This window comes from Clostridium paraputrificum, assembly GCF_900447045.1.
GTDB classification, from domain to species: domain Bacteria; phylum Bacillota; class Clostridia; order Clostridiales; family Clostridiaceae; genus Clostridium; species Clostridium paraputrificum.
Map to the genome: position 1 here is coordinate 602,512 of NZ_UAWH01000005.1, position 21,572 is coordinate 624,083.

The 21,572-nt window shown below is 29.4% G+C and carries 18 protein-coding genes, 2 pseudogenes and 2 riboswitches; of the genes and pseudogenes, 18 read left to right on the plus strand and 2 right to left on the minus strand.

The window, feature by feature from the left end; translation table 11 throughout:
* The first annotated feature begins 3 nt into the window (after nucleotides 1–3).
* The 12 genes from DR024_RS02905 to DR024_RS02960 all read left to right on the plus strand — a co-directional run bounded on the left by DR024_RS02905 (nucleotide 4) and on the right by DR024_RS02960 (nucleotide 14,275).
* On the plus strand, nucleotides 4–645 hold the full coding sequence (locus DR024_RS02905) for a V-type ATP synthase subunit D (protein WP_027096784.1): 642 nt from the start codon (nucleotides 4–6) through the stop codon (nucleotides 643–645).
* 194 nt (nucleotides 646–839) lie between these two features.
* The gene (locus DR024_RS02910; protein WP_055253335.1) at nucleotides 840–3,413 is read left to right on the plus strand and encodes a putative bifunctional diguanylate cyclase/phosphodiesterase; all 2,574 of its coding nucleotides are present in this window, start codon (nucleotides 840–842) and stop codon (nucleotides 3,411–3,413) included.
* 13 nt (nucleotides 3,414–3,426) lie between these two features.
* Nucleotides 3,427–4,734, plus strand: coding sequence for an ABC transporter substrate-binding protein (locus DR024_RS02915; protein WP_055253337.1), 1,308 nt, complete (start codon nucleotides 3,427–3,429; stop codon nucleotides 4,732–4,734).
* Between the two features lie 169 nt (nucleotides 4,735–4,903).
* The gene (locus DR024_RS02920; RefSeq protein ID WP_055183446.1) at nucleotides 4,904–5,878 is read left to right on the plus strand and encodes an MraY family glycosyltransferase; all 975 of its coding nucleotides are present in this window, start codon (nucleotides 4,904–4,906) and stop codon (nucleotides 5,876–5,878) included.
* 218 nt (nucleotides 5,879–6,096) lie between these two features.
* Nucleotides 6,097–6,834 carry a TatD family hydrolase gene (locus tag DR024_RS02925; RefSeq protein WP_027096781.1) on the plus strand — a complete coding sequence of 246 codons (738 nt, stop codon included), beginning with the start codon at nucleotides 6,097–6,099 and terminating at the stop codon, nucleotides 6,832–6,834.
* A gap of 55 nt (nucleotides 6,835–6,889) precedes the next feature.
* A riboswitch (TPP riboswitch) is annotated at nucleotides 6,890–6,994 on the plus strand.
* Between the two features lie 109 nt (nucleotides 6,995–7,103).
* Entirely contained in the window at nucleotides 7,104–7,880 is a 777-nt protein-coding gene (locus tag DR024_RS02930) for an ABC transporter permease (protein ID WP_027096780.1), read from the plus strand.
* A gap of 1 nt (nucleotide 7,881) precedes the next feature.
* Entirely contained in the window at nucleotides 7,882–8,886 is a 1,005-nt protein-coding gene (locus DR024_RS02935; protein WP_111918135.1) for an ABC transporter substrate-binding protein, read from the plus strand.
* On the plus strand, nucleotides 8,867–9,613 hold the full coding sequence (locus DR024_RS02940; RefSeq protein WP_027096778.1) for an ABC transporter ATP-binding protein: 747 nt from the start codon (nucleotides 8,867–8,869) through the stop codon (nucleotides 9,611–9,613). Before DR024_RS02935 ends, DR024_RS02940 begins: the two co-directional genes overlap by 20 nt.
* 52 nt (nucleotides 9,614–9,665) lie before the next feature.
* Nucleotides 9,666–9,773: riboswitch (SAM riboswitch) on the plus strand.
* Between the two features lie 80 nt (nucleotides 9,774–9,853).
* Nucleotides 9,854–10,741: a methylenetetrahydrofolate reductase [NAD(P)H] gene (gene metF, locus DR024_RS02945; RefSeq protein WP_027096777.1), complete on the plus strand. Its 888-nt coding sequence runs from the start codon at nucleotides 9,854–9,856 to the stop codon at nucleotides 10,739–10,741.
* A gap of 13 nt (nucleotides 10,742–10,754) precedes the next feature.
* Entirely contained in the window at nucleotides 10,755–11,210 is a 456-nt protein-coding gene (locus DR024_RS02950) for an S-ribosylhomocysteine lyase (protein WP_027096776.1), read from the plus strand.
* On the plus strand, nucleotides 11,200–11,889 hold the full coding sequence (locus tag DR024_RS02955; RefSeq protein WP_099327958.1) for a methionine synthase: 690 nt from the start codon (nucleotides 11,200–11,202) through the stop codon (nucleotides 11,887–11,889). The genes DR024_RS02950 and DR024_RS02955 overlap by 11 nt, the downstream gene beginning before the upstream one ends.
* On the plus strand, nucleotides 11,843–14,275 hold the full coding sequence (locus DR024_RS02960; RefSeq protein ID WP_423236499.1) for a homocysteine S-methyltransferase family protein: 2,433 nt from the start codon (nucleotides 11,843–11,845) through the stop codon (nucleotides 14,273–14,275). The genes DR024_RS02955 and DR024_RS02960 overlap by 47 nt, the downstream gene beginning before the upstream one ends.
* 64 nt (nucleotides 14,276–14,339) lie before the next feature.
* On the opposite strand, the pseudogene DR024_RS18300 reads toward DR024_RS02960, so the two are convergent.
* Nucleotides 14,340–14,957 (minus strand): annotated as a pseudogene (locus DR024_RS18300) (NUDIX hydrolase N-terminal domain-containing protein).
* A gap of 175 nt (nucleotides 14,958–15,132) precedes the next feature.
* On the opposite strand from DR024_RS18300, the gene DR024_RS02970 reads away from it, so the two are divergent.
* Nucleotides 15,133–15,666, plus strand: a complete 534-nt coding sequence (locus DR024_RS02970; protein ID WP_027096772.1) for a membrane protein — start codon at nucleotides 15,133–15,135, stop codon at nucleotides 15,664–15,666.
* A 64-nt stretch (nucleotides 15,667–15,730) separates the two neighbouring features.
* On the opposite strand, the gene DR024_RS02975 is transcribed toward DR024_RS02970, so the two are convergent.
* Entirely contained in the window at nucleotides 15,731–16,591 is an 861-nt protein-coding gene (locus DR024_RS02975; RefSeq protein ID WP_055183442.1) for a DegV family protein, read from the minus strand.
* A 109-nt stretch (nucleotides 16,592–16,700) separates the two neighbouring features.
* Between DR024_RS02975 and DR024_RS02980 the strand changes: the two genes are divergently transcribed.
* The 5 genes and pseudogenes from DR024_RS02980 to DR024_RS02995 all read left to right on the plus strand — a co-directional run bounded on the left by DR024_RS02980 (nucleotide 16,701) and on the right by DR024_RS02995 (nucleotide 21,558).
* Nucleotides 16,701–17,297, plus strand: coding sequence for a TetR/AcrR family transcriptional regulator (locus tag DR024_RS02980; protein WP_027096770.1), 597 nt, complete (start codon nucleotides 16,701–16,703; stop codon nucleotides 17,295–17,297).
* A gap of 105 nt (nucleotides 17,298–17,402) precedes the next feature.
* The gene (locus tag DR024_RS17950) at nucleotides 17,403–17,531 is read left to right on the plus strand and encodes a DUF6019 family protein (protein WP_242829685.1); all 129 of its coding nucleotides are present in this window, start codon (nucleotides 17,403–17,405) and stop codon (nucleotides 17,529–17,531) included.
* Between the two features lie 92 nt (nucleotides 17,532–17,623).
* A pseudogene (gene helD / locus DR024_RS02985) lies at nucleotides 17,624–19,893 on the plus strand (RNA polymerase recycling motor HelD).
* A 107-nt stretch (nucleotides 19,894–20,000) separates the two neighbouring features.
* Nucleotides 20,001–21,176: an FprA family A-type flavoprotein gene (locus tag DR024_RS02990; RefSeq protein WP_111918139.1), complete on the plus strand. Its 1,176-nt coding sequence runs from the start codon at nucleotides 20,001–20,003 to the stop codon at nucleotides 21,174–21,176.
* A gap of 139 nt (nucleotides 21,177–21,315) precedes the next feature.
* Nucleotides 21,316–21,558, plus strand: coding sequence for a DUF1292 domain-containing protein (locus tag DR024_RS02995; protein WP_027096767.1), 243 nt, complete (start codon nucleotides 21,316–21,318; stop codon nucleotides 21,556–21,558).
* Nucleotides 21,559–21,572: the final 14 nt, after the last annotated feature.

The window sequence follows — 21,572 nt, forward strand, 5'->3', positions numbered from 1 at the left end:
TCTATGGCAAAATTAAATGTCAATCCTACTAGAATGGAGCTTACTAGACTTAAGAAAAAGTTAGCAACATCTACAAGAAGTCATAAGCTTCTTAAGGATAAACAAGACGAATTAATGAGACAATTCATTAACCTTGTTAAATACAACAATACTTTAAGAGCAGAAGTTGAAGGACAATTAGAAGGTTCTTTAAAAGATTTTGTTATGGCAAGAGCTGTAATGAGTTCAGAATTCTTAGAGGAAGCAGTTGCATATCCTAAAGAGCATATTTCAGTTGAAGTAGGGGAAAAGAACATTATGAGTGTAAATGTACCTGTAATGAACTTCAAGAGACAACTTGAGGGGGATGAGGGAAGCATTTATCCTTATGGTTTTGCCAATACTTCTTCAGAACTAGATGATGCAATAGCTAAGCTTTATGGAATACTTCCTAAACTACTAGAACTTGCAGAAGTAGAAAAGTCATGCCAACTTATGGCAGATGAGATAGAAAAGACTAGAAGAAGAGTTAATGCTCTTGAATATATGACAATTCCTCAATTACAAGAAACTATTAAGTATATTAGGATGAAGCTTGATGAAAATGAAAGATCAGCTACAACAAGACTAATGAAAGTTAAAAGTATGCTTGAACAAAGAGGATAGAAGAAAGAGGCACGAAAGTGTCTCCTTTTTTATTATATAGTTAAATAAGTAAGTTTATATATAATTTAAATAAGTTGTAATTTGTATAAGAATTTGGAATAAAAATGTTAAGAAAAAACTTTGTTTTACAGGAAAAATATAGTACAATTGTAAATGAGATTTAACATTTAAAATAATTAAGAAAGAGAATAAAAATGGGGAACACTAAAGAGAAGAAAATAAAAGAAATAAGTATTTTTATTATTCTTATATTACTGGGATGTTTGTTAAAAATTAGTAAAATTGAACTTTTCTTTGGGATAATAATAGAGTTTGCAAGTATTTTTCTATTACTTATCCTTTTTATTTTTGGATTTAAAAAAGCAGTTATAGGAGCAATAACTATCTCTATATTTGATCTTTTATTTAATGGAAATATAGTTAATGTTTTTATAAGCTTTTGTGAGGTCCTTTTTATAATTTATTTCATAAAGAAAAATAAGAATGTTAAGGTTATAATAATAGATTTTTTCTTTTGGATATCAATTATTATTTTATCGATAATTTTAATTTTTCTTGGAGAAAAATATGATGGGTTTATAGAGTATAATTATTTTCCCATATTAATCTTATCTGTAAATTCTATGTTCAATACTTTGATTGCAGAAGTTATTTATGAATATGTGATTAAAGATTTTATATATAGGGAAAAATTTAAGACCGAATTTAAGGGGATGATTTTTCACATACTTTCTGGTGCTATATTAGTTCCATTTATAATAAACATATTTATCGATATGGTAAATAGTTATGATTACATATCTAATACTGCATTAACTTCTGCAAAGGAAGTTTATGATAGCGTATTTGATGAAATAGACGATTGGGATGAAAAGAAAATTTACAATTTAAAGTTATTAGGTGTTATAGAGTTAGGATATTTAGGAGATGTTATTCAAAAATCATGTAATTATAAAGAACATAATGTACATATAAAAGATAAAAAAGGAAATATAATTATAGATTTTATAAATTCTAATAAATATATAGAAAATTACGATGAGTATGATAGAAAGAAAATGTCTGATTATTTTTGGGAACTGCTACCCAAAAGATACATATCAATGGACTATAATAAAAGATGGGCAGATGGATATTTTGTATATGAATCTGAAATAGGAAACCTGGGATTATATTTAATGGTAGAGGTTCCTATTATAATATATAAAGATAGAATCATAAAAGAGTATATAGGACAATTTAAATTCCTAGTTTTATTTAGTATTTTTATTTTATTAATAGGAAAGTTGCTAATTAGTATAGTAATAAATGACTTTAATAAAATTAATAATAATGCAACTAACTTTTTAAAAATGATAGATAGTAAAGAAGTTATTATGTGGCCTAGCAGTAGTATTATGGAAATAGACTTATTAACAGATAATATAAAGAATATGGTTAATAGTTTAAGATTTAGCTTTATTAAACTTAAAGAATCACAAGATAAATTATATAGACAAGCTTACTATGACTCATTAACAAATCTACCCAATAGACTTTTCTTTAAAAAGTATCTAAAAGATGAAATTAAAGATTGTGAGAATCGTATATGCGTAATGTTCATGGATTTAAATAGGTTTAAAACAATTAATGACACAATGGGACATGATATTGGAGATAAGTTATTGGTGTTAGTAGCTGAAAGATTAAAGAGTCTGCAAGATGAAAAGCATCATATTTTTAGACTAGGTGGAGACGAATTTGTAATTGTATCAAAAGTAAATAGTATAGAAGAAATAAAGAATGATGGTATTAGAGCTGTAGAAATATTTAAAGAAAAGTTTATTTTAGAAGATAAATTTTCAGTTAAAATAACAGGAAGTATTGGAGCTAGTATATATCCACAAGATGGAACTGATATAGATAAAATAATAAAATATGCAGATATAGCAATGTATGAATCTAAATGTAATGGTGGCAATTCATTATATTTATTTAATGATACATTAAAGAAAGAGTTCTATGAAAAAGCTACTATAGAGAAAGAAGTTAAAAACGCAATTGAAAATAGTGAATTATATCTAGAGTATCAACCACAAGTATCAGCTAAAGATGGTAAAATTAGAGGGGGTGAAGCACTTTTAAGATGGAAAAATGATAGACTTGGGATTGTCCCTCCAGATAAATTTATTCCTATAGCAGAAGAGTCTGAAGTTATATTAGAAATTGATAAGTGGGTTATTAGCGAAGTTTGTAAAGTTATTAGAATGTTGCAAGATGAGGGATATAATAACATTACAATTTCAGCAAATGTATCAGCAAAACATTTTGTTAATGATGATATCCTAGATTTAGTATTAGGATGTATTAATAAAAATAATATAGATCCTAAATTATTAAAAATTGAAATAACTGAAAGTACTCTTGTAAAAAATGTTTCAACAGTAAAACGAATATTAGAGCGATTTAAAGAGATAGGAATAAGAACTTCTATGGATGACTTTGGTAAAGGATACTCATCTTTAAATATATTAACTTCTTTGCCTATAGATGAAGTTAAAATTGACATGGAGCTTATAAAAAATATTTTAAATAACAATAAAAAAAGGAAAATAGTAAATTTAATATTAGAACTGGCACACGATTTAAATTTAAGTGTTGTAGCAGAAGGAATAGAAGTTAAGGAAGAAAAATTATTTTTAGAAAAAATGGGATGTGATTATTTTCAAGGATATTATTTCAGCAAACCTATTGCTTTAGATAAAGTTAAGGAGCTATTAGATAAATAGAGGGGGAAATAGTTTGAGAAGGTTAAGAACATATTTAAGCATAATAATTTTAGGGAGTATTATTATGTCTTGTGGGAGAATGAATAATGGAGATAATAGTGATAACATAGATAAGCCTAATGTAGATAGTGATATTGTTGAATTACAACTTTGGTCTTACTATGGAGGATTTGACGAAATAATAGAGGGATTTGAGAAGGAGAATCCTAATATAAAGGTTAAAATAAGTACTTTTCCATATGAAGAATACGAATTAAAATATAAAGAATCTATGATTAAGGAAAATGGGGATGCAGATATATTAATAATAGATAGTAATGAATATGGAGAATTTAATTCAATTAATGGATTAGAAAATTTATTAGATGATAAATATAATGCTACTAAATATAGAGAGGACTACGATAAAGAACTATGGGAATTAGGAAAGTCTATAGATAAAAGTAAATTGTTGGGGTTACCTATTGCAAGTGCTCCTATTGTTACGTATTACAGGGCTGATATAATGGAGGCTTATGGATTTCCAAGTAATCCAAAGGAATTAGCTGAATTTATGAGAGATGCTAATAATTGGTTAGAAATTGGAAAAAAACTAAAGGCTGATGATAAATATATTGTTCAATGGATTGGTGAGATTGTAAGAATTTCAACATCAGATATGGCGTATTTTGATGAAAATTTAGAATATCAAAGAGATAATGAAAGATTTAAAGAAGCTATAGAAATAGCTAGGAAGGGAAGGGATTTAGGGATTTCACCCTATAATGATATTTGGTCAGATACTGGTATTAAAATGTTGAAGGAAGATAAGTTCGCTATGTTATATTTAGGCTCATGGGGGGCTAGTGAATTGGAGACCTTAGTACCTGAGCAGAAAGGTAAATGGAGAGTTACAGCTCTTCCTTTTGGAGCATATGGATGGAATAATGCATCAATTATTTCCATTCCGGAAAACAGTGGAAATAAAGATGCGGCATGGAAGTTTATAGAATATTACATTTTTAAACATAATGACAAAAATAGATTAGGAAATGTTTCTGGATATTTACCTTTTAGAGGTGTTGAAGAAAACTTAAAACATAAGAATGAATTTTTAGGTGGTCAAGAGGACCAAAGAGTTTATGAAGAGTTAATGTCTAAGACACAAGAATATTCTGTAACTCCTTTAGATAAAGCTGTATTTAAGTTATGGGATGATATAGTTAATGAGGGGTTAGAAAATGGTAATAAATCAGATGAAATATTAGCAAATATAAAATCTCAAGTTAATAGTAAATTTTCAAAGGAAATTAAGATATTAAAAAATAAAATAAAAGTATAGGCGCATTATATAAAATAATGTATTATTTAGATGGAAAGGTATATAATATTAATTTTTTTGTAATTGATTAAAAAACTACATAATAGTATAATTCTTATGTAAGTATACACTTAAGTGTATTGTGACCTTAAAGTATAATGACAGAAAACGTTAAGGAGAAGAGTTTATAATGCAAGTTAATATACAACATTATATAATAGCATTGCTAGCAACTTTCTTAATTGTATATTTAGTTATACCTCAATTAATGAAAATTGCCTTAAAAGTTGGATTTACAGATAAACCTACAGAAAGAAAGAAGCACAGGGGAGAGATACCTCTTTGTGGCGGTTTAGGAATTTACATAGGTTTCTTTATTGTTAGCTTTATTATGTTTAGATGGTTAGGGATAAAGAATAGTGAATATGTATGGGTATTTATAGCTACTACTTTAATCTTAGGAATTGGATTAGTAGATGATTATTATAAATCTAAGGGAAAGGAATTTGCTATATATCCAAGATTAATAGTACAGATATTTGCAGCTATTTTAGTTTATAAGTCAGGCGTAGTTTTTTTGGGGTTTACTAATCCTTTAACTGGAATATATATATCTTTACCTGAGTGGGTTCAATTTGTATTAACTATAACTTGGATATTTGGTGTTACTACAGTTATAAATTGGTCTGATGGAATGGATGGCCTAGCAGGAGGAATATCTTTAATATCATCAATGACCTTCTTTGTTGCAGCAATTGTATTAAAACAGGGAGAGTCTGCAGTATTATCAATTATACTTGGAGGGGCAATTTTAGGATTTTTGAAGTATAATAAGTATCCAGCAAAGGTTTTTATGGGAGATTCAGGAGCTAATGTAATTGGATTTCTATTAAGTATAATAGCTATTGATGGTGCATTTAAACAAGCTACAATAATGAGTTTATTTATACCAATATTAGCTTTGGCAGTGCCTATTTTTGATAACCTTTTTGTTATATTTAAAAGATTCACTGAGGGGAAGCCAGTTTATCAAGCAGATAGAAGTCAAATGCACTATAGGCTTGAAGAAAAGGGACTAACAGTTCAGCAAAGTGTAAATTATATAATGATTATTAGTTTAGGATTTAGTATTATTTCAATAATATTATTATTGTTAAAATACTAATTTTAGATAATAGAGATGTGGATGAGAAATTGCTTTGCAGTTTCTCTTTATTTTTAGGTAAAAAGCAAGGTAAGAAGGTACAAGAGTTAGTTAAGATAATTAAGATAAGAAGATTAATTGAGATGAACTTATACAATCCCTTAGGATTGTATTCCTAAACTATTCACCATTCGCTCTTATCTATTCACTAACTATTCACTGATTAAAGGAGGGGTTTTATGTACATAGATGGTCATACACATTTAGATTATTTTAAGGAGAACATAGATAAAGCTATTGAGGATATAAATAAAAATAAGATTATTACATTAGCTAATAGTATGGATATAGATAGTTACCTTTTAAATGAGGAGTATGGAAAGAGAAGTGAATATATAATTCCTTGTTTTGGTATTCATCCATGGAGTGCTGGAAGTTTTTCTGGAGAGTTAGAGGAGCTGATTCCATATATAGAAGAGAGTAAGGTTATTGGTGAAATTGGATTAGACTATGTTTGGGTTGAGGATAAGAGTACTTTTCCTAAGCAAAGAGAAATATTTAAGTTTATATTGAAGGAAAGCATTAAGAGGAAAAAGATAGTCTGTCTTCATACTAAAGGAGCAGAGGAAGAGATTTATAATATTTTGAAGGAACATAGCTATAATAAAGTTATTATTCATTGGTACAGTGGAAATTTAGACGTATTAGATAAGTTTATAAAGCTTGGCTGCTATTTTACTATAAGTGTCGATATAGGATATTCTAAGGTTACAGAAGAGGTGTTAAAGCGTATTCCTTTAGATAAACTCCTTTCTGAAACAGATGGGCCAACAGCATTAGAGTGGGTTAATGGAGTTTATGGATATCCAAGTGAGGTTAAGAGAGTTGTAAATGATATTTCTAAGCTTTTGAAAAGGGATGATATTAAGTCTATAATAATGGAAAATTGGAGAAAACTAATGGACAATGATTATTAATTATTGACTAATGAAGCAATAAGGGTTAATATGAAATAGTAAAATTAAACAAGAAAAGATTTATCTGGGGAGGCTTAAGAGATAGCCTGAGAGGAATAAGTTATTCGACCCATGACCTGATTTGGATAATGCCAACGTAGGAAGATAAAATATGTATAATAAATAGTTATCTAACGCATAGTATTTTCAGATTAGGAAGTACTATGCTTTTTTTACTTTTCAGAAAAGTATAGTATTGATCAATATACTAAAGAGAAGGAGGGGGAGTTTTGAATAAAATAAAAAGAATTAGTAACAAGTTAGTGCCATTAGTTTTCCTATTAGTTTTTTTAGCTATATGGGAAGGTGTAATAGAGTTAGGTGGAGTTGAAAAGTACATAATGCCAGCACCTACAGACATTGTTAAAGCAATAGTTAAAGATTTTAATACTCTGCTTCCACATATTATAGCTACACTGTATGAAAGTTTAGTAGGTTTTATTATCGCTATAGTATTAGCACTTGTTTTAGCAATAATAATGGATTTAGTACCATTTATAAAGAAGGGATTATATCCACTGCTTGTAGTATCTCAAACTGTGCCAGTTATAGCTTTAGCACCTTTATTTATAATATGGTTTGGTTTTGGAGCATTACCTAAAATTATAGTAGTTGTAATAGTATGCGTCTTCCCAATTGTAATTAGTATTTCAGATGGGTTAGAAAATGTAGATAAGGATTTTATTAATCATTTTAAGCTTATGGGTGCATCTAAGTTTAAAATATTTACTCATTTAAAGCTACCTTATGGGATAATTAATTTCTTTTCTGGTGTTAGAATTGCGGCAACCTACAGTATAATGGGTGCAGTGATTGGAGAATGGTTAGGAGGAGATAAGGGACTAGGTGTATATATGACTAGAGCAAGGAGTGCTTATGCACTAGATAAGATGTTTGGGGCTATTGTAATAATAGTTATATTAAGTATGGCTATTTTCTTTATGATAGGCTTAGTAGAAAGATTAGTTACACCATGGAACAAAAAGATAAAGGATGGAGGAGAATAATATGAAAAAAAGAAGAATGGTATCAATAATATCAATGGCATTAGCTTCAATAATGATGTTGTCAGGATGTGGAGCATCAAAGAAAAGTGAGGGAGAAGAGGGGGTAGAAAAGGTTAAGGTTATTTTAGACTGGACTCCTAATACTAATCATACAGGTATATATGTAGCAAAAGAAAAGGGATATTTTAAAGAGTTAGGGCTAGATGTAGAAATAATACAACCCTCAGAAGGATCATCGCTTCAACTTGTTGCAGCTGGGAAAGGTGATTTTGCAATAACATATCAAGAGGATTTAACTTATGCAAGAACATCTGATTCACCAATGCCTGTTAAGGCAATTGCAACAATAATACAACATAATACATCAGGTTTTGCATCTCCTAAGGAGAAGAATATAGAAACAGTAAAAGACTTTGAAGGAAAGGTTTATGGAGGCTTTGGAGGCCCTAGTGAAAAGGCTATTCTTCAAGCTGTTATGGAAAAGGCAGGAGCAGATTTTTCGAAACTAACTACAGTTGATGTAGGAACTGAAGATTTCTTTATTGCAACTAAGAATAACTTAGATTTTGAATGGACTTTTGAAGGGTGGACTAATATATCTGCAAAGCTTAGAAACTTTGATATTAATTATATCCCATTAAGAGAATTGGATGAAAGATTAGATTACTATACTCCAATTATTGCTTCATCAGAAAGTACTTTAAATGAAAAGAGTGACATGGTTAAGAAGTTTATGGAGGCAACTTCAAAAGGTTATGAATTTGCAATTAATAACCCTGAAGAATCAGCTGAAATTTTAGTTAAGGAAGTACCTGAAATAGATAAGGATTTAGCTGTAGAAAGTCAAAAGTTCTTAGCTAAAGAATATAAATCAGATGCAAATAGATGGGGAGAAATGAAGGATAGTATATGGGATAATTATACTCAATTTATGTTGGAGTACAAATTAATAAACAAAGATATGAAAGCAAGCGAGGCTTATACAAATGAGTTCTTACCAAAATAAAATGCTACTTAGAGGAATATCAAAATCTTTTGATAACATGGTAATTTTAAAGGATATTAATATAGAAGTTAATGAAGGCGAATTGGTATCTATAGTTGGTCCTTCAGGAAGTGGAAAGAGTACTATTTTTAATATTATAACTAATTTAATTAAGTTTGACTCAGGAGAAAAGAGAGTTAATGGGGATGTAAGTTATATGTACCAAAAGGACATGATGGTACCATGGAAAAAGGTTGTTGATAATATAGCAACTCCTCTTGTATTTAGGGGGATGGATAAGAAGAATGCAAGAAAAGAAGTTGAAAAGTATATAGATACCTTTGGATTAACTGGTTTCCAAAATAAATATCCCAATAAGCTTTCAGGGGGAATGAAACAAAGAGCAAATTTCCTTCAAACTTATCTAACTTCAAATGATATTATGCTTTTAGATGAACCTTTTGGTGCATTAGATTCTATAACAAGAAGTAATATGCAACAATGGCTTTTAGATATAAAAAAGAATATGAATTCTACAATACTTTTAATAACTCATGATGTAGATGAGGCGGTCTTACTTTCAGATAGGGTGTATGTTATTTCTGAAAAACCAGCAGTTATAAAAGGAGAGATTAAGGTTAACCTTCCAAAAGAAAGAGGAGAAGAAACTAAGTTAACTGAAGAGTTCTTATTAATAAAACGAGAAGTAACAGATATAATGAAAAAAATAGAAAGTTTATCTATGTAAACTTATTTACAAAATGTATTAATTAGGATATAATTGATAAAAATGAATATTTCTCTTATCAAGAGAGGTGGAGGGACTGGCCCGATGAAACCCAGCAACCGATATGAATCATAAGCATATGTGGTGCTAATTCCTGCAGCGTAAAGCTGAAAGATAAGGTTATTTTGTAGTGTGTTTATTTATGCCTAGAGGATTACCTTTAGGCATTTTTTTATTATTTAAATAATTGGGGGCATAAAAATGAATATAAAAGAGTTATTTGAGAACAAAAAGGTGGTATTCTCCTTTGAGATATTTCCACCCAAAACAACATCATCAATAGAAACAATTTATAAGACTTTAGATTCATTAAAGGGACTTAGTCCAGATTATATGAGTATTACTTTTGGGGCAGGTGGAAGTGTACAAGATAATAGAACAATTGAACTTTCATCATTAGTGAAAAATAAATATGGAATAGAGGCAGTAGCTCATCTTACTTGTATAAGTTCTACTAAAAATGAAATAGAGTATTATTTAGAAAAGCTTAAAGAAAATAATATAGAAAACATTCTTGGACTTAGAGGGGATGTACCAGCAGATGGAAAGATTATTGGGGAATTTAATCATGCTAATGAACTTATAGACTTTATAAACCAAAAGGGGAAGTTTAATATAGCAGCTGCATGTTATCCAGAAGGACATATAGAGCATAAAGGGTTATATAGAGAAATAGAAAGCATGAAGAGAAAAGAAGAAGCTGGAGCATCTTATTTTATTTCTCAGTTATTTTTTGATAATAATCTATTCTATAATTTTAAGGATGAAGTTCGTGCAGCCAATATAAAACTTCCTATTGAAGCTGGAATAATGCCTGTTACAAATAAGAAGCAAATAGAAAGAATGGTAGCCTTAAGTGGTGCATCATTTCCAGATAAATTCAAAAGAATAATAGAGAGGTATGAGCATAATCCAGAAGCATTAAGGGATGCTGGTATAGCTTATGCAGTAGAACAAATAGTAGATTTGGTATCAACAGGTGTAGAAGGAATACATTTATATGTAATGAATAATCCTTACGTTGCAGAAAAAATTTCAGGTAGCGTAGGAAGAATAATAGAATCAATTAATAAAGTGGAATTAGTTTAGGAGGAATTTAAGAATGAATAAAGTAGAAAGTTTTGAATTAGACCATAGAAAAGTACAAGCTCCTTATGTTAGAAAATGTTGTTTGTTAGATGGAAAAATGGGAGATAAGGTTACTAAGTTTGATCTTAGATTTTTACAACCTAATAAAGAAGCTTTTGGTACAGCTGCAATGCATGGATTAGAACATTTATTAGCACATACATTAAGAGAAAAGCTTGAAGGTATTATAGATTTATCTCCAATGGGATGTAGAACAGGTTTTTATTTAAGTATATGGGGAGATAGGGAACCAACAGAAATTAAGGAAGCATTAGAAGCTACACTTAAGGATATATTAAATGCTAAAGAAATGCCAGCTGCAAATGAAATACAATGTGGTAATTATAGAGACCTATCCCTATTTGGAGCAAAGGAATATGCAAAAGAAGCTTTAGAAAGAGGATTTTCTTTAAATATTTATGGAGAATAAAATAGGAAAACTAGAAATACCTAAGGATGAAGTCCTTAGATATTTAGGTTATAGGTCTCAGCTAATAGATGAAAAATTAGATGAATTAATAAATTTAACCATAGAAGAAAGTAAGACCTTAATAGCTCCAAGATTCATTACATCTAGGTGTAAAGTGAGTTTAGTAGAGAATGGAGTAAAGTTATTAGGGACAAGTGTTATTTTAACTGGAAATGATATAAAAGAGCATTTAAAAGATTCTAAAGAATGTGTATTAATGGGGGTTACAATAGGTGGAAATATTGAAAAGAGGATTAACCTATATGGCAAAACTAATTTAACTAAGTCTTTAATATTAGACTCTTGTGCCACTACAGCAGTAGAAGAGATATGCGATAAGGTAGAGGATTATATAAAGAGTGAAGTAATAGGCAATGGAGAGTTCATAACCTTTAGATATAGCCCGGGATATGGAGATTTATCATTAGATGTTCAAAAAGATATAATAAATATACTAAAGTCAGAGAAAACTATAGGATTAACAGTTTCGACTCATAACTTATTAATGCCAAGGAAGTCTGTAACAGCTATTATTGGATTAATTCCAAAGAATAAAGAAGTCAAGAAAAAAGGCTGTGAGGTTTGCAAGAATTATGAAAATTGTAGCTTTAGAAAAGAGGGGATTGTTTGTGAAAGTTAAGAAATATTTAGAAGATAATATACTAGTTTTTGATGGGGCTATGGGTACTATGCTTCAAAAAAAAGGATTAAAGCTTGGGGAAAATCCAGAACTATTTAATATAAAAGAGAAAGATAAAGTAAGAGAGATACATGAAGAATATCTAAATTCAGGTGCTATGGTTATTACAACTAATACCTTTGGGGCAAATGAAATAAAGCTTGAAGAAACAGGATATTCTGTAGAAGAGATAGTAGATGCTGCTGTATCTATAGCAAAAGAAGCTAGAGGAAATAGTGAAGCTTATATAGCATTAGATGTTGGACCAATAGGGCAACTACTTGAACCAATGGGAACATTGAGCTTTGATGAAGCTTATGAAATATTTAAAAGACAAGTAGTGCAAGGGGAAAAGTCAGGAGCAGATATTATTCTAATAGAAACTATGACTGATTTATATGAAGCAAAAGCAGCATTACTTGCTTCAAAAGAAAATACTAGTCTTCCTGTATTTTGTACAATGTCTTTTGAGGAGAATGAAAGGACATTTACGGGTTGTACACCAGAAAGTATGGTTATGGTTCTAGAGGGGCTAGGAGCAGATGCCATAGGAATAAATTGTTCTTTAGGGCCTAAGGAACTATTACCAATAGTAAAAAGGATAAAGAAGTGGACTAATCTTCCTATAATGACTCAACCTAATGCAGGACTTCCAACAATATCATTTGGTGAAGCTATTTATGATATTTCAGCTAAGGATTTTTCTACTTGGGTAAAGGAATTTATTAAAGAAGGAGTAAGTATAATTGGTGGATGCTGTGGTACTACTCCAGGGTTTATTAAAGAATTAAGGGAGTTAGCAGATAATAATAAAAGAGTTAAAAGGGAAAAGGTTGCTTATTCAGCAGTATGTACACCTTCTAAGGTGATAGAAATAAAAGGGGTAAAGGTAATTGGGGAAAGGATTAACCCAACAGGTAAGAAGTTATTTAAAGAAGCTTTAAAGAATAATGATATGGATTATATTTTAAAGCAAGCCATAGATCAAGTTGAGGCAGGGGCAGAGATTCTAGATGTAAATGTAGGACTACCAGAAATAGATGAGAAAGATATGATGAAGAGGGTAGTAAAGGAAATACAAGGAATAATAGATACTCCACTTCAAATAGATTCATCGGACATAAATGCAATAGAAGTTGGACTTAGAGCTTATAATGGAAAGGCAATAGTAAACTCAGTAAATGGTGAAGATGAGGTTCTAGAAAAAATACTTCCATTAGTTAAAAAGTATGGGGCTAACGTTGTAGGTCTTACTTTGGATAAAAAAGGAATTCCTCCTACAGCTGAAGAGAGATTTAAAATAGCAGAAAAGATAGTAATGAAAGCTAAGGAATATGGAATAGTTAAAAGTAATGTGTTCATAGATTGCTTGGTTCTTACAGCATCAGCACAGCAGGCAGAAGTTAAAGAAACTCTTAAGGCATTAAGAATGGTTAAGGAAAGATTAGGAGTAAAAACATTACTTGGTGTTTCTAATATATCATTTGGATTACCTTGCAGAGAATTAATTAATGAAACATTTCTTTCCTTAGCTTTAGGTTATGGGTTAGATTTGCCTATAATGAATCCTAACAGTAGAGGGATGATGGACGTAATTAACTCTTATAATGTTCTTTATAACTATGATAAGGGAGCTGAGAAATATATTTCCCTTTATGGTAGTGGAAAAGTAGAAAGGGGAGTGGTTACAACTGAGATTATTAAAAAGGAAGATTATACAGTTAATAAGGATTTAAGGTATATTGTAATAAAAGGTCTTAAAGAAGAGGCGTCCATTGCAACAAGAGAGCTTCTAGAAACCATGGAGGAACTTGAAGTTGTAAATAATATGCTTATTCCTGCTTTAGATGAGGTAGGACAAAAGTATGAAAAAGGTGAGATTTTCTTACCACAGCTTATACAATCAGCAGAAACAGTAAAGAATGCTTTTGAGGTTATAAAGGAAAAATTAAGTGGTAAAAAGGAAAAGAATATTTCAAAGGGAAGAATTATTTTAGCTACTGTAAAGGGAGATATTCATGATATAGGTAAAAATATAGTTAAGGTTATTCTTCAGAATTATGGATATGATATTTTAGATTTAGGTAAGGATGTACCTATAGAAAGTGTAGTTAAAACTGCTATGGATGAAGCGATACAATTAGTTGGTTTAAGTGCTTTAATGACAACTACAATTAAAAGCATGGAAGAGACTATAAAAGCTTTAAAGGGTGCAGGCTATAAAGGTAAGGTATTTGTAGGAGGAGCAGTATTAACTAAGGAGTATGCTGATATGATAGGTGCAGACTACTATTCAAAAGATGCTAAAGAAGCAGTTGAAATTGCTAAAGAATTTTTTAAAAGTTGATAAGGAAAAAAATATAACAAAAACAATAGGGAGAGGAAGAAACTGCTTTTGGTAGTTTCTTTTCTTAATCATAAACAACTTCCCAGTTAGGAGAATTATATGCATCAAAACACATCTTTATTTGTTCTTGAGATGTTCGACTTACAGATAATTCAGGAATTTCATTTAAAGCAAAGTATCTGCAATCAGATATTTCTATGTTTGGAGAAAACTCTCCATTAATAATGGAGCATAAAATAAATATCTTACATACACCATAAGCAAATGGAGGAAGATTATGTTTATTTCTATCATGAATACCTATAAGCTTTTCAGCTTTAATGTTTAATCCTGCTTCTTCAAATACTTCTTTAATAATATTTTCTTTAATAGATTTATTAACATCTAACCATCCACCAGGTAAAGTCCATTTCTCATCAGATATTTCTTTCACTAATAATATTTTATTATTTTTAAAAATAGCAGCTCTAGTATCAACTTTTGATGTTTGATATCCAGTTTAATTACAGAATAAATCTTTTACTTTATCTAAACTCAATTCTGATTTTTTACTCATTATTTCTGCTGATATTTCTCTTATTCTTTGAAATCGTTCAATATCAAATTTATCTTTAGAATATTCTAGGCCTGCTTGAGCAATCGATTGGAGTTCTATTGCAATATCCACTAAATGATCTTTCATAATATATCTCCTTTTTATGAGGTACTTATTTCTATTATAGACTACGATTTATATAAATATAAAGTAAGAAAAAAGTAAAAATTACTAAAAGTTTCTTTGTAAATGTTTAATGTAGTTTACAAGAGTAAATATATAGTGTAAACTGATGTATATACACTAGAAGGGGGATATAAAAATGAGAAATAAAACAAAACAAATGATTTATGCAGCATTACTTATAGCTCTAGCAATTATAATACCGGTAATATTTAGTGGTATAAAAATAATAATAGGACCTTTTACAGCAACACCAGCATCACATTTACCAATGTTTGTTGCTATGATGATTTCACCGATGGTTGCTATTGTAGTTGGAATAGGGTCAACAATTGGATTTTTATTAACAGGTACAATAATGCCAGTTGTATTTAGAGCAGCAACACATATTTTAGTTGGATATGTTGGGGCATTAATAATTAAGAAAAAGAAGAATTATAAATTGGCAACTATTGTAACTGCACCTATTCATGGAATAGCAGAAGCACTTGTTGTTATTCCTTTTGTAGGATTTGATCTATACTATTTAATTGTAATTACTTGTATTGGTACTATAGCACATCATTTATTTGATAGCGTATTATCATATGCCGTAATAAAGGGTGTAAGCAGAGCAAGAAGATGTAATATATATGATACATTTGGGGAATTTAATAACACTGCAGAAATATAGACTAGGTAGCAGGTAAAAAGTGGTAATAAAAATAATAATTTTTATTACCACTTTTTTTAGTTAACTATAAAGATATTTTCTTAACGCATGTTATTCCTAAAGCTCCAGGTCCAACATGACAACATATACTCATTGGAAGCACATCATTATAAACATCATGTTCTGGAAATGCCTGTTTAACTGTTTCATTCCACTTATTACCTTGTTCAAGATCACCTGAGTAAGCTGTCTGAATTAAATAATCAGTTCCTTTGAATCTATTTTCTATATCATTTTTTATTGCTTCTATCATTGCTTTTTGAGCACTTTTTAAGCCCCTTACTTTCTTATATGTATCTAGCTTTCCACCATCAATTAGTAAAACTGGCTTTATATTAAACATACTTCCTAAAGCAGCTACAGCAGGGGTAATACGACCGCCTTTTTCTAAATATTTTAATGTATCAACTGTAACATAGATTATAGATTCTAAAGCTTCTTTTTCTAAAATTTCTTGTATCTCTTTTGCAGATAGCCCTTTCTCTATAAGATATAAAGCATCTAAAATAGATTGCCTAAATGTAACTGATATTCTTTTGTTATCAACTACTAAAACTTTTCCCTCATAATCGCTAGAAAGCATTCTAGCAGTTTCCATAGAGCTACTTAATCCACTTGACATAGGAATATGTAAAATATAATCATAATCTTTCAATAGGTTGTCCCAAAGTTCTATTACTGTTCCAGGTGAAGGTTGAGAGGTTGATATATTTTCATCATCTTCTAGTTTTTTAAAAAACTCTTCTTGAGATAATGTTATTCCTTCATAATATGTATTTTTATTTATAAAAAATGGCATTGCTATTAAGTAAATACCTAATTCTTTTGCTTCTTCTTGAGTTATTCCACTATTTGTGTCAGTTACAATTGCTATTTTATTTTTCATGCCTTCCCTCCAATCCAGAGCAATGCTCTGTTTTAAAATATTATAGGATAGTTTTAACTTGCTTGTCAATTTGATATAAAGTATAATCGAAAAATAAGAGGTGAAAATTATGCGTAGAAACAGTTATAAATGTACGTCTGATACAAAAGAAAAGCTCTTGTCAGCTACTATAAAGTTGGTTAAAGAAAAGGGAGTTAAAAATACAACCATTCGTGATATTTGTAAGAATTCAGGAGTTTCTAATGGAGCATTTTATCATTATTATAATAGTAAAGAGGAATTGTTAAAGGATACATATTACCAAATTGACAAGCTAGTTACACCAGATTTTATTAAATCATGTAATGATATGGAGATAATGCATGGACTCTATGAAATTTTAAAAATATATGTACTCTTTATTGTAAATGAGGCTGGGATACTAGTTAAGGAATATCATAAAGTCTTGTTAGATGGGGTAAATATTTCTGTTTTTGATCCTAAACGCCCATATTATCAAGCAATAAAGGAACAGCTTAATCGTTGTATTGATGAAGGGGTTATATCATCAGGGTATACCTTGGAATATTTAACAAACTATTGCATTAGATTTTTACGTGGGCTTATTTTTGACTGGGGAATTCACAATGGAGATTATAATTTGTTAGAACAATTTGAAATGGATTTTAAAACTATAATGGCAGGCGTATTAATAAATGAATATTAAATTTAAGAAACTGGAAATATCTGGTTTCTTTTTTGTTTTATAAGATGTAAAGTATAGGTAAATACGTATTAGAGAGTTATATTATTATTGGTAAGGGGGATAAACATGGGGATTTTGATATATTTAGTAGGTGGATGCATTGTGGTATTATTTGCTTATGTAGTCATTAGAGAAGCAGTAAGAGATGGAATTTATGGTGCTTATAAGAAAATAGAAAAAGATAAAAACAAATAAAAGAAATTAATAGTAAATTGTAAAAGGCTCTGATTATAGGGCTTTTTATAGTCTATAATTAAATATATAAATAAAATATGAGGTAAGAACTTATGAATATAAATTTATTAGAAGAAAAGAAGATACTTAAAGAAAAAAGAGACATAATAAAATTTGAATTAGAGAAAAAGAGGTCTGATGCTTTAAATATAGAAAACAAGCTTAATAATTTAAGAAAAGAAACTAAGGGAAAGTATGATGTAGAAAAAGAGGCAGTAGAGAAAATAAGTGAGGTTTTATCTAAGGACGTTGATAGCTATAAAAGCGCTTTAGAAGCACCTTACTTTGGTAGAGTAGACTTTAGAGAATATAGGGGATTAACAGAAAAAATTTATATTGGAAAGCAGGGAATTAATAATAGTCAAAATGGAGATGAAATAGTAGTAGATTGGAGAGCCCCCGTAGCAGATTTATATTATAGTGGAACAGGGGGAGAGGCTTATTATAAAGCCCCTAGTGGAATAATAGAGGGGAAACTTAAGCTTAAAAGAAAATTTCTTTTTGAAGATGGAGATATAAAGAAAATCTTTGATGAAGGAATAAATAAGCTTATGATAAATGGAGAAGAAGGAGAAGAGTTAGTAGATAAATTCCTTAAGATTAATCTTGAAACCAGTAGAGGTAAGAAGCTTAAGGAAGTAGTTGCAACTATTCAAAAGGAGCAAAATGATGTTATTAGATGGCCAAAGAATTTACCTATAATAGTTCAAGGATCAGCAGGATCAGGAAAGACAACAATAGCACTTCATAGACTAGCTTATTTAATTTATAGGTATAAGGAAAAAATGAGTGGTAATGAAATATTAGTTTTGGCACCTAATAACCTATTTTTAGATTATATTTCAGATATTTTACCATCATTAGGAGCAACTGAGGTAAATCAAAATACCTTCGAAGAGCTTATATTATCAAAACTTAAATTGAAGGGGAAAATCTATAATAAAGATGAAAAGCTTAAGGATTTAATGGAGGAAAAGGATGAGGAGAGAAGGCTAAATATTTCAAATTCATCCAAAGTTAAAGGAAGCCTTTTATTTAAAACTATTCTTGATAGATATATTGCTTTAGTTGAGGGAAGCTCTGTGGAAATAGATGATATAAAGATAGATGATTATGTTCTGTTTTCTAGAAAAGAAATTGCAAGGTTGTATTTAAAAGACTTAAAGTCATATCCAATTAATAAGAGGAAAGATGAGATTAAGAGATATTTAAATCTTAAATTAAAAGAAAAGATAGAAGAATTAACATTAAGAGTTGATAGAGAATGGGATGTAAAAATAAAAGAATTTAAGATGAATTTAAAAGACTCTCAAGAAAGAAGAGAGGGGCTTATTAAACTTTATGATAAAAGAGATGAAATGAAAAATAATATAAAGTCTAATTCTAAAAAAGAATTTAATAACTATTTCAAAAATTGGAGAGGAATAAATCCAAAGGATATATACTATAACTTTTTTAATGATGAAATATTATTTGATATCTCTATTGACGGAAAAGTACCTGAAGAATTAGCAAGATTTATGAAAAATGAGATTAATAAAAATTATGAAAGTAATATTATAGATGAGGATGATTTAGCACCACTTTTATATATAAGAATGATTTTAGAGGGGATAGATGAAAAAGAGAAGTTCCAACATATTGTGGTAGATGAAGCTCAAGATTACAGTCCTCTTCAAATATATTTAATAAATAAATTATCTAGAGGCAATTCATTAACTTTAGTTGGAGATTTAGCACAGGGAATTTATTATTACAAGGGGATAAACAAATGGGAAGACATAACAGAAGGTTTATTTAAAGGAAATGCAACTTATATACAATTAACACAAAGCTATAGATCAACGGTAGAAATTATTGATTTTGCTTCCGGAGCTTTAAAAGCACAAAAACTTGGGCTAAAAAATTCAATGCCAGTGTTAAGGCATGGTGATGTTCCAAAAGTAATAGAGGTAGAAAGCATTAATGAATATTCAGAGGTAATAGATAATATAGTGGAAGCGGTAAGAGGAGTATAGCTATAATTACAAAAAATAGTCATGATGCATTAAAATTATTTAAAAAGTTAAAAACTAAAAGTCCTTTTACTTTAATAAAGGGAAAAGAGAAAAAGTTAGAAGATGAGTTAATTATAATTCCTTCATATCTTACTAAGGGATTAGAATTTGATTGTACAATAATTTTAGATCCAAGTGAAAAAAGCTATGTTGACAATATTTTAGACAAAAGATTGTTGTATGTATCTTTAACGAGGGCTCTTCACTATGAATATATAATAAAACTTAATAGAATTACATTTATGATTAAAGAGAATAATAATTAAATATGAGTTAATAAAGTAAATTGTTTGTTGATAATATTGTAACAAAGTCAGGATGGGAGTATAATAAAATTAATGTTATAAGATAATAATTATTAGGAGGGAACAAAATGCCAGCAGTTAACTTAAAAGATAATATACATTGGATTGGTGTTAAGGATGCAGAACTAAGAATCTTTGATATTATTATGGAGACTAAGAGAGGAACAACTTATAATTCATATGTTATTGATGATGAGAAGGTTGCTGTAGTTGATATTTGCAAGAATGGTTTTTATGAAGATTTTAAAGAAAAGTTAAAGGATGTAATTGGAGAAAGAAATGTTGATTATATAGTAGTTCAACATACAGAATTAGATCATAGCGGATCTTTAACTAAGCTTTTAGATGATTATCCAGAAGCTATAGTTTTAGGAACAAAAGCTGCTATTAATTATTTAAAAGAAATTTTAAATAAGCCTTTTAATTTTAGAGAAGTTAGTGAAGATATATCTTTAGGAAAGACGACGTTACAATTTATAAAAGCTCCTAATTTACATTGGCCAGATACTATGTTTACCTATGTAAAGGAGAATAAGTTCTTATTTACATGTGACTTTACTGGGTGTCATTATTGTCCAGAAGGTACAGTTTTAGAAGTTGGTGGAGATGACTACTTAACTGAAATGAAGTACTACTTTGATTGTATTATGGGACCATTTAAGCCTTTTGTTTTAAAAGCTCTTGATAAGATTAAGGACTTAGATATAGAAATGATAGGAACAAGCCATGGACCAATTCATAAAGGAGAAGATATAAAGAAATATTTAGATTTATATAGAGAATGGTCAACAGAGGAACCTATAGATTCTAAGAAAGTTGAAATATTCTATATTTCTGCTTATGGAAATACAGAAGCAATGGCCAAGTATATTAGTGAAAAACTTAACGAAAAAGGATATAAGGCTGGAGTTCATGAAATAACTTCAATGAAAATTGAAGATTGTATTGAATTAGTTGAAAAGTCAAAAGGATTCATGGTAGGATCACCTACAATAAATGCGGATGCAGTTAAGCCAGCTTGGGATTTACTATCACTTGTTAATCCAATAGTAAATAGAGGAACAGTAGCTATGGCATTTGGTTCTTACGGATGGGGTGGTAACGCAGTTCCAATGCTTACAGATAGAATGAAGTCTTTAGGATTAAAGGTTGTAGATCCAGGATTTAGATTTAAATTTGTACCAGCTGAAAAAGAGTATAAAGAAGCTGACGAGATGATTGAAAAGTTTATAGAGAATATGTAGCAGAGACTGCCCTATGGCAGTTTCTTTTTAATTTATAGAGAAGCATATTAGTTAATTTATTCATTTTCTATTTAACTTACCATATGTTTATAATATAATACAATGGATATAATAACTTTTGTAAAGCGAGGTATAAAAAATGGAAGATAGAGAAATAATGTCTTTTAGAGATGAAGATGGAAATAAAGTTGATTTTGAAGCGGTAGCTAGAATATATGTAAAAGAGCAAGAATATTTATTATTAGCGCCTTTAGATGAAGAAAGTGAAGATGTATTTATCTTTAGAGTTGATAATGTAGATGGAAAAGAAGAACTCAATCTTGTAGAAGATGATGAAGAGTTCTTAGCAGTAAAAAAAGAATATAAAAAATTATTATATTAATAAGGGGAGAGTTT

Excerpts from the sequence above, each read along its gene's own strand:
- DR024_RS02905 (WP_027096784.1), top strand. The coding sequence starts at position 4 with ATGGCAAAATTAAATGTCAATCCTACTAGAATGGAGCTTACTAGACTT.
- DR024_RS02925 (WP_027096781.1), top strand. The coding sequence starts at position 6,097 with ATGTACATAGATGGTCATACACATTTAGATTATTTTAAGGAGAACATA.
- DR024_RS02970 (WP_027096772.1), top strand. The coding sequence starts at position 15,133 with ATGAGAAATAAAACAAAACAAATGATTTATGCAGCATTACTTATAGCT.
- DR024_RS02910 (WP_055253335.1), top strand. The coding sequence starts at position 840 with ATGGGGAACACTAAAGAGAAGAAAATAAAAGAAATAAGTATTTTTATT.
- DR024_RS02990 (WP_111918139.1), top strand. The coding sequence starts at position 20,001 with ATGCCAGCAGTTAACTTAAAAGATAATATACATTGGATTGGTGTTAAG.
- DR024_RS17950 (WP_242829685.1), top strand. The coding sequence starts at position 17,403 with ATGGGGATTTTGATATATTTAGTAGGTGGATGCATTGTGGTATTATTT.
- DR024_RS02920 (WP_055183446.1), top strand. The coding sequence starts at position 4,904 with ATGCAAGTTAATATACAACATTATATAATAGCATTGCTAGCAACTTTC.
- DR024_RS02960 (WP_423236499.1), top strand. The coding sequence starts at position 11,843 with ATGAAAATTGTAGCTTTAGAAAAGAGGGGATTGTTTGTGAAAGTTAAG.
- DR024_RS02935 (WP_111918135.1), top strand. The coding sequence starts at position 7,882 with ATGAAAAAAAGAAGAATGGTATCAATAATATCAATGGCATTAGCTTCA.
- DR024_RS02980 (WP_027096770.1), top strand. The coding sequence starts at position 16,701 with ATGCGTAGAAACAGTTATAAATGTACGTCTGATACAAAAGAAAAGCTC.
- DR024_RS02940 (WP_027096778.1), top strand. The coding sequence starts at position 8,867 with ATGAGTTCTTACCAAAATAAAATGCTACTTAGAGGAATATCAAAATCT.
- DR024_RS02975 (WP_055183442.1), bottom strand. The coding sequence starts at position 16,591 with ATGAAAAATAAAATAGCAATTGTAACTGACACAAATAGTGGAATAACT.
- metF (WP_027096777.1), top strand. The coding sequence starts at position 9,854 with ATGAATATAAAAGAGTTATTTGAGAACAAAAAGGTGGTATTCTCCTTT.
- DR024_RS02950 (WP_027096776.1), top strand. The coding sequence starts at position 10,755 with ATGAATAAAGTAGAAAGTTTTGAATTAGACCATAGAAAAGTACAAGCT.
- DR024_RS02955 (WP_099327958.1), top strand. The coding sequence starts at position 11,200 with ATGGAGAATAAAATAGGAAAACTAGAAATACCTAAGGATGAAGTCCTT.
- DR024_RS02995 (WP_027096767.1), top strand. The coding sequence starts at position 21,316 with ATGGAAGATAGAGAAATAATGTCTTTTAGAGATGAAGATGGAAATAAA.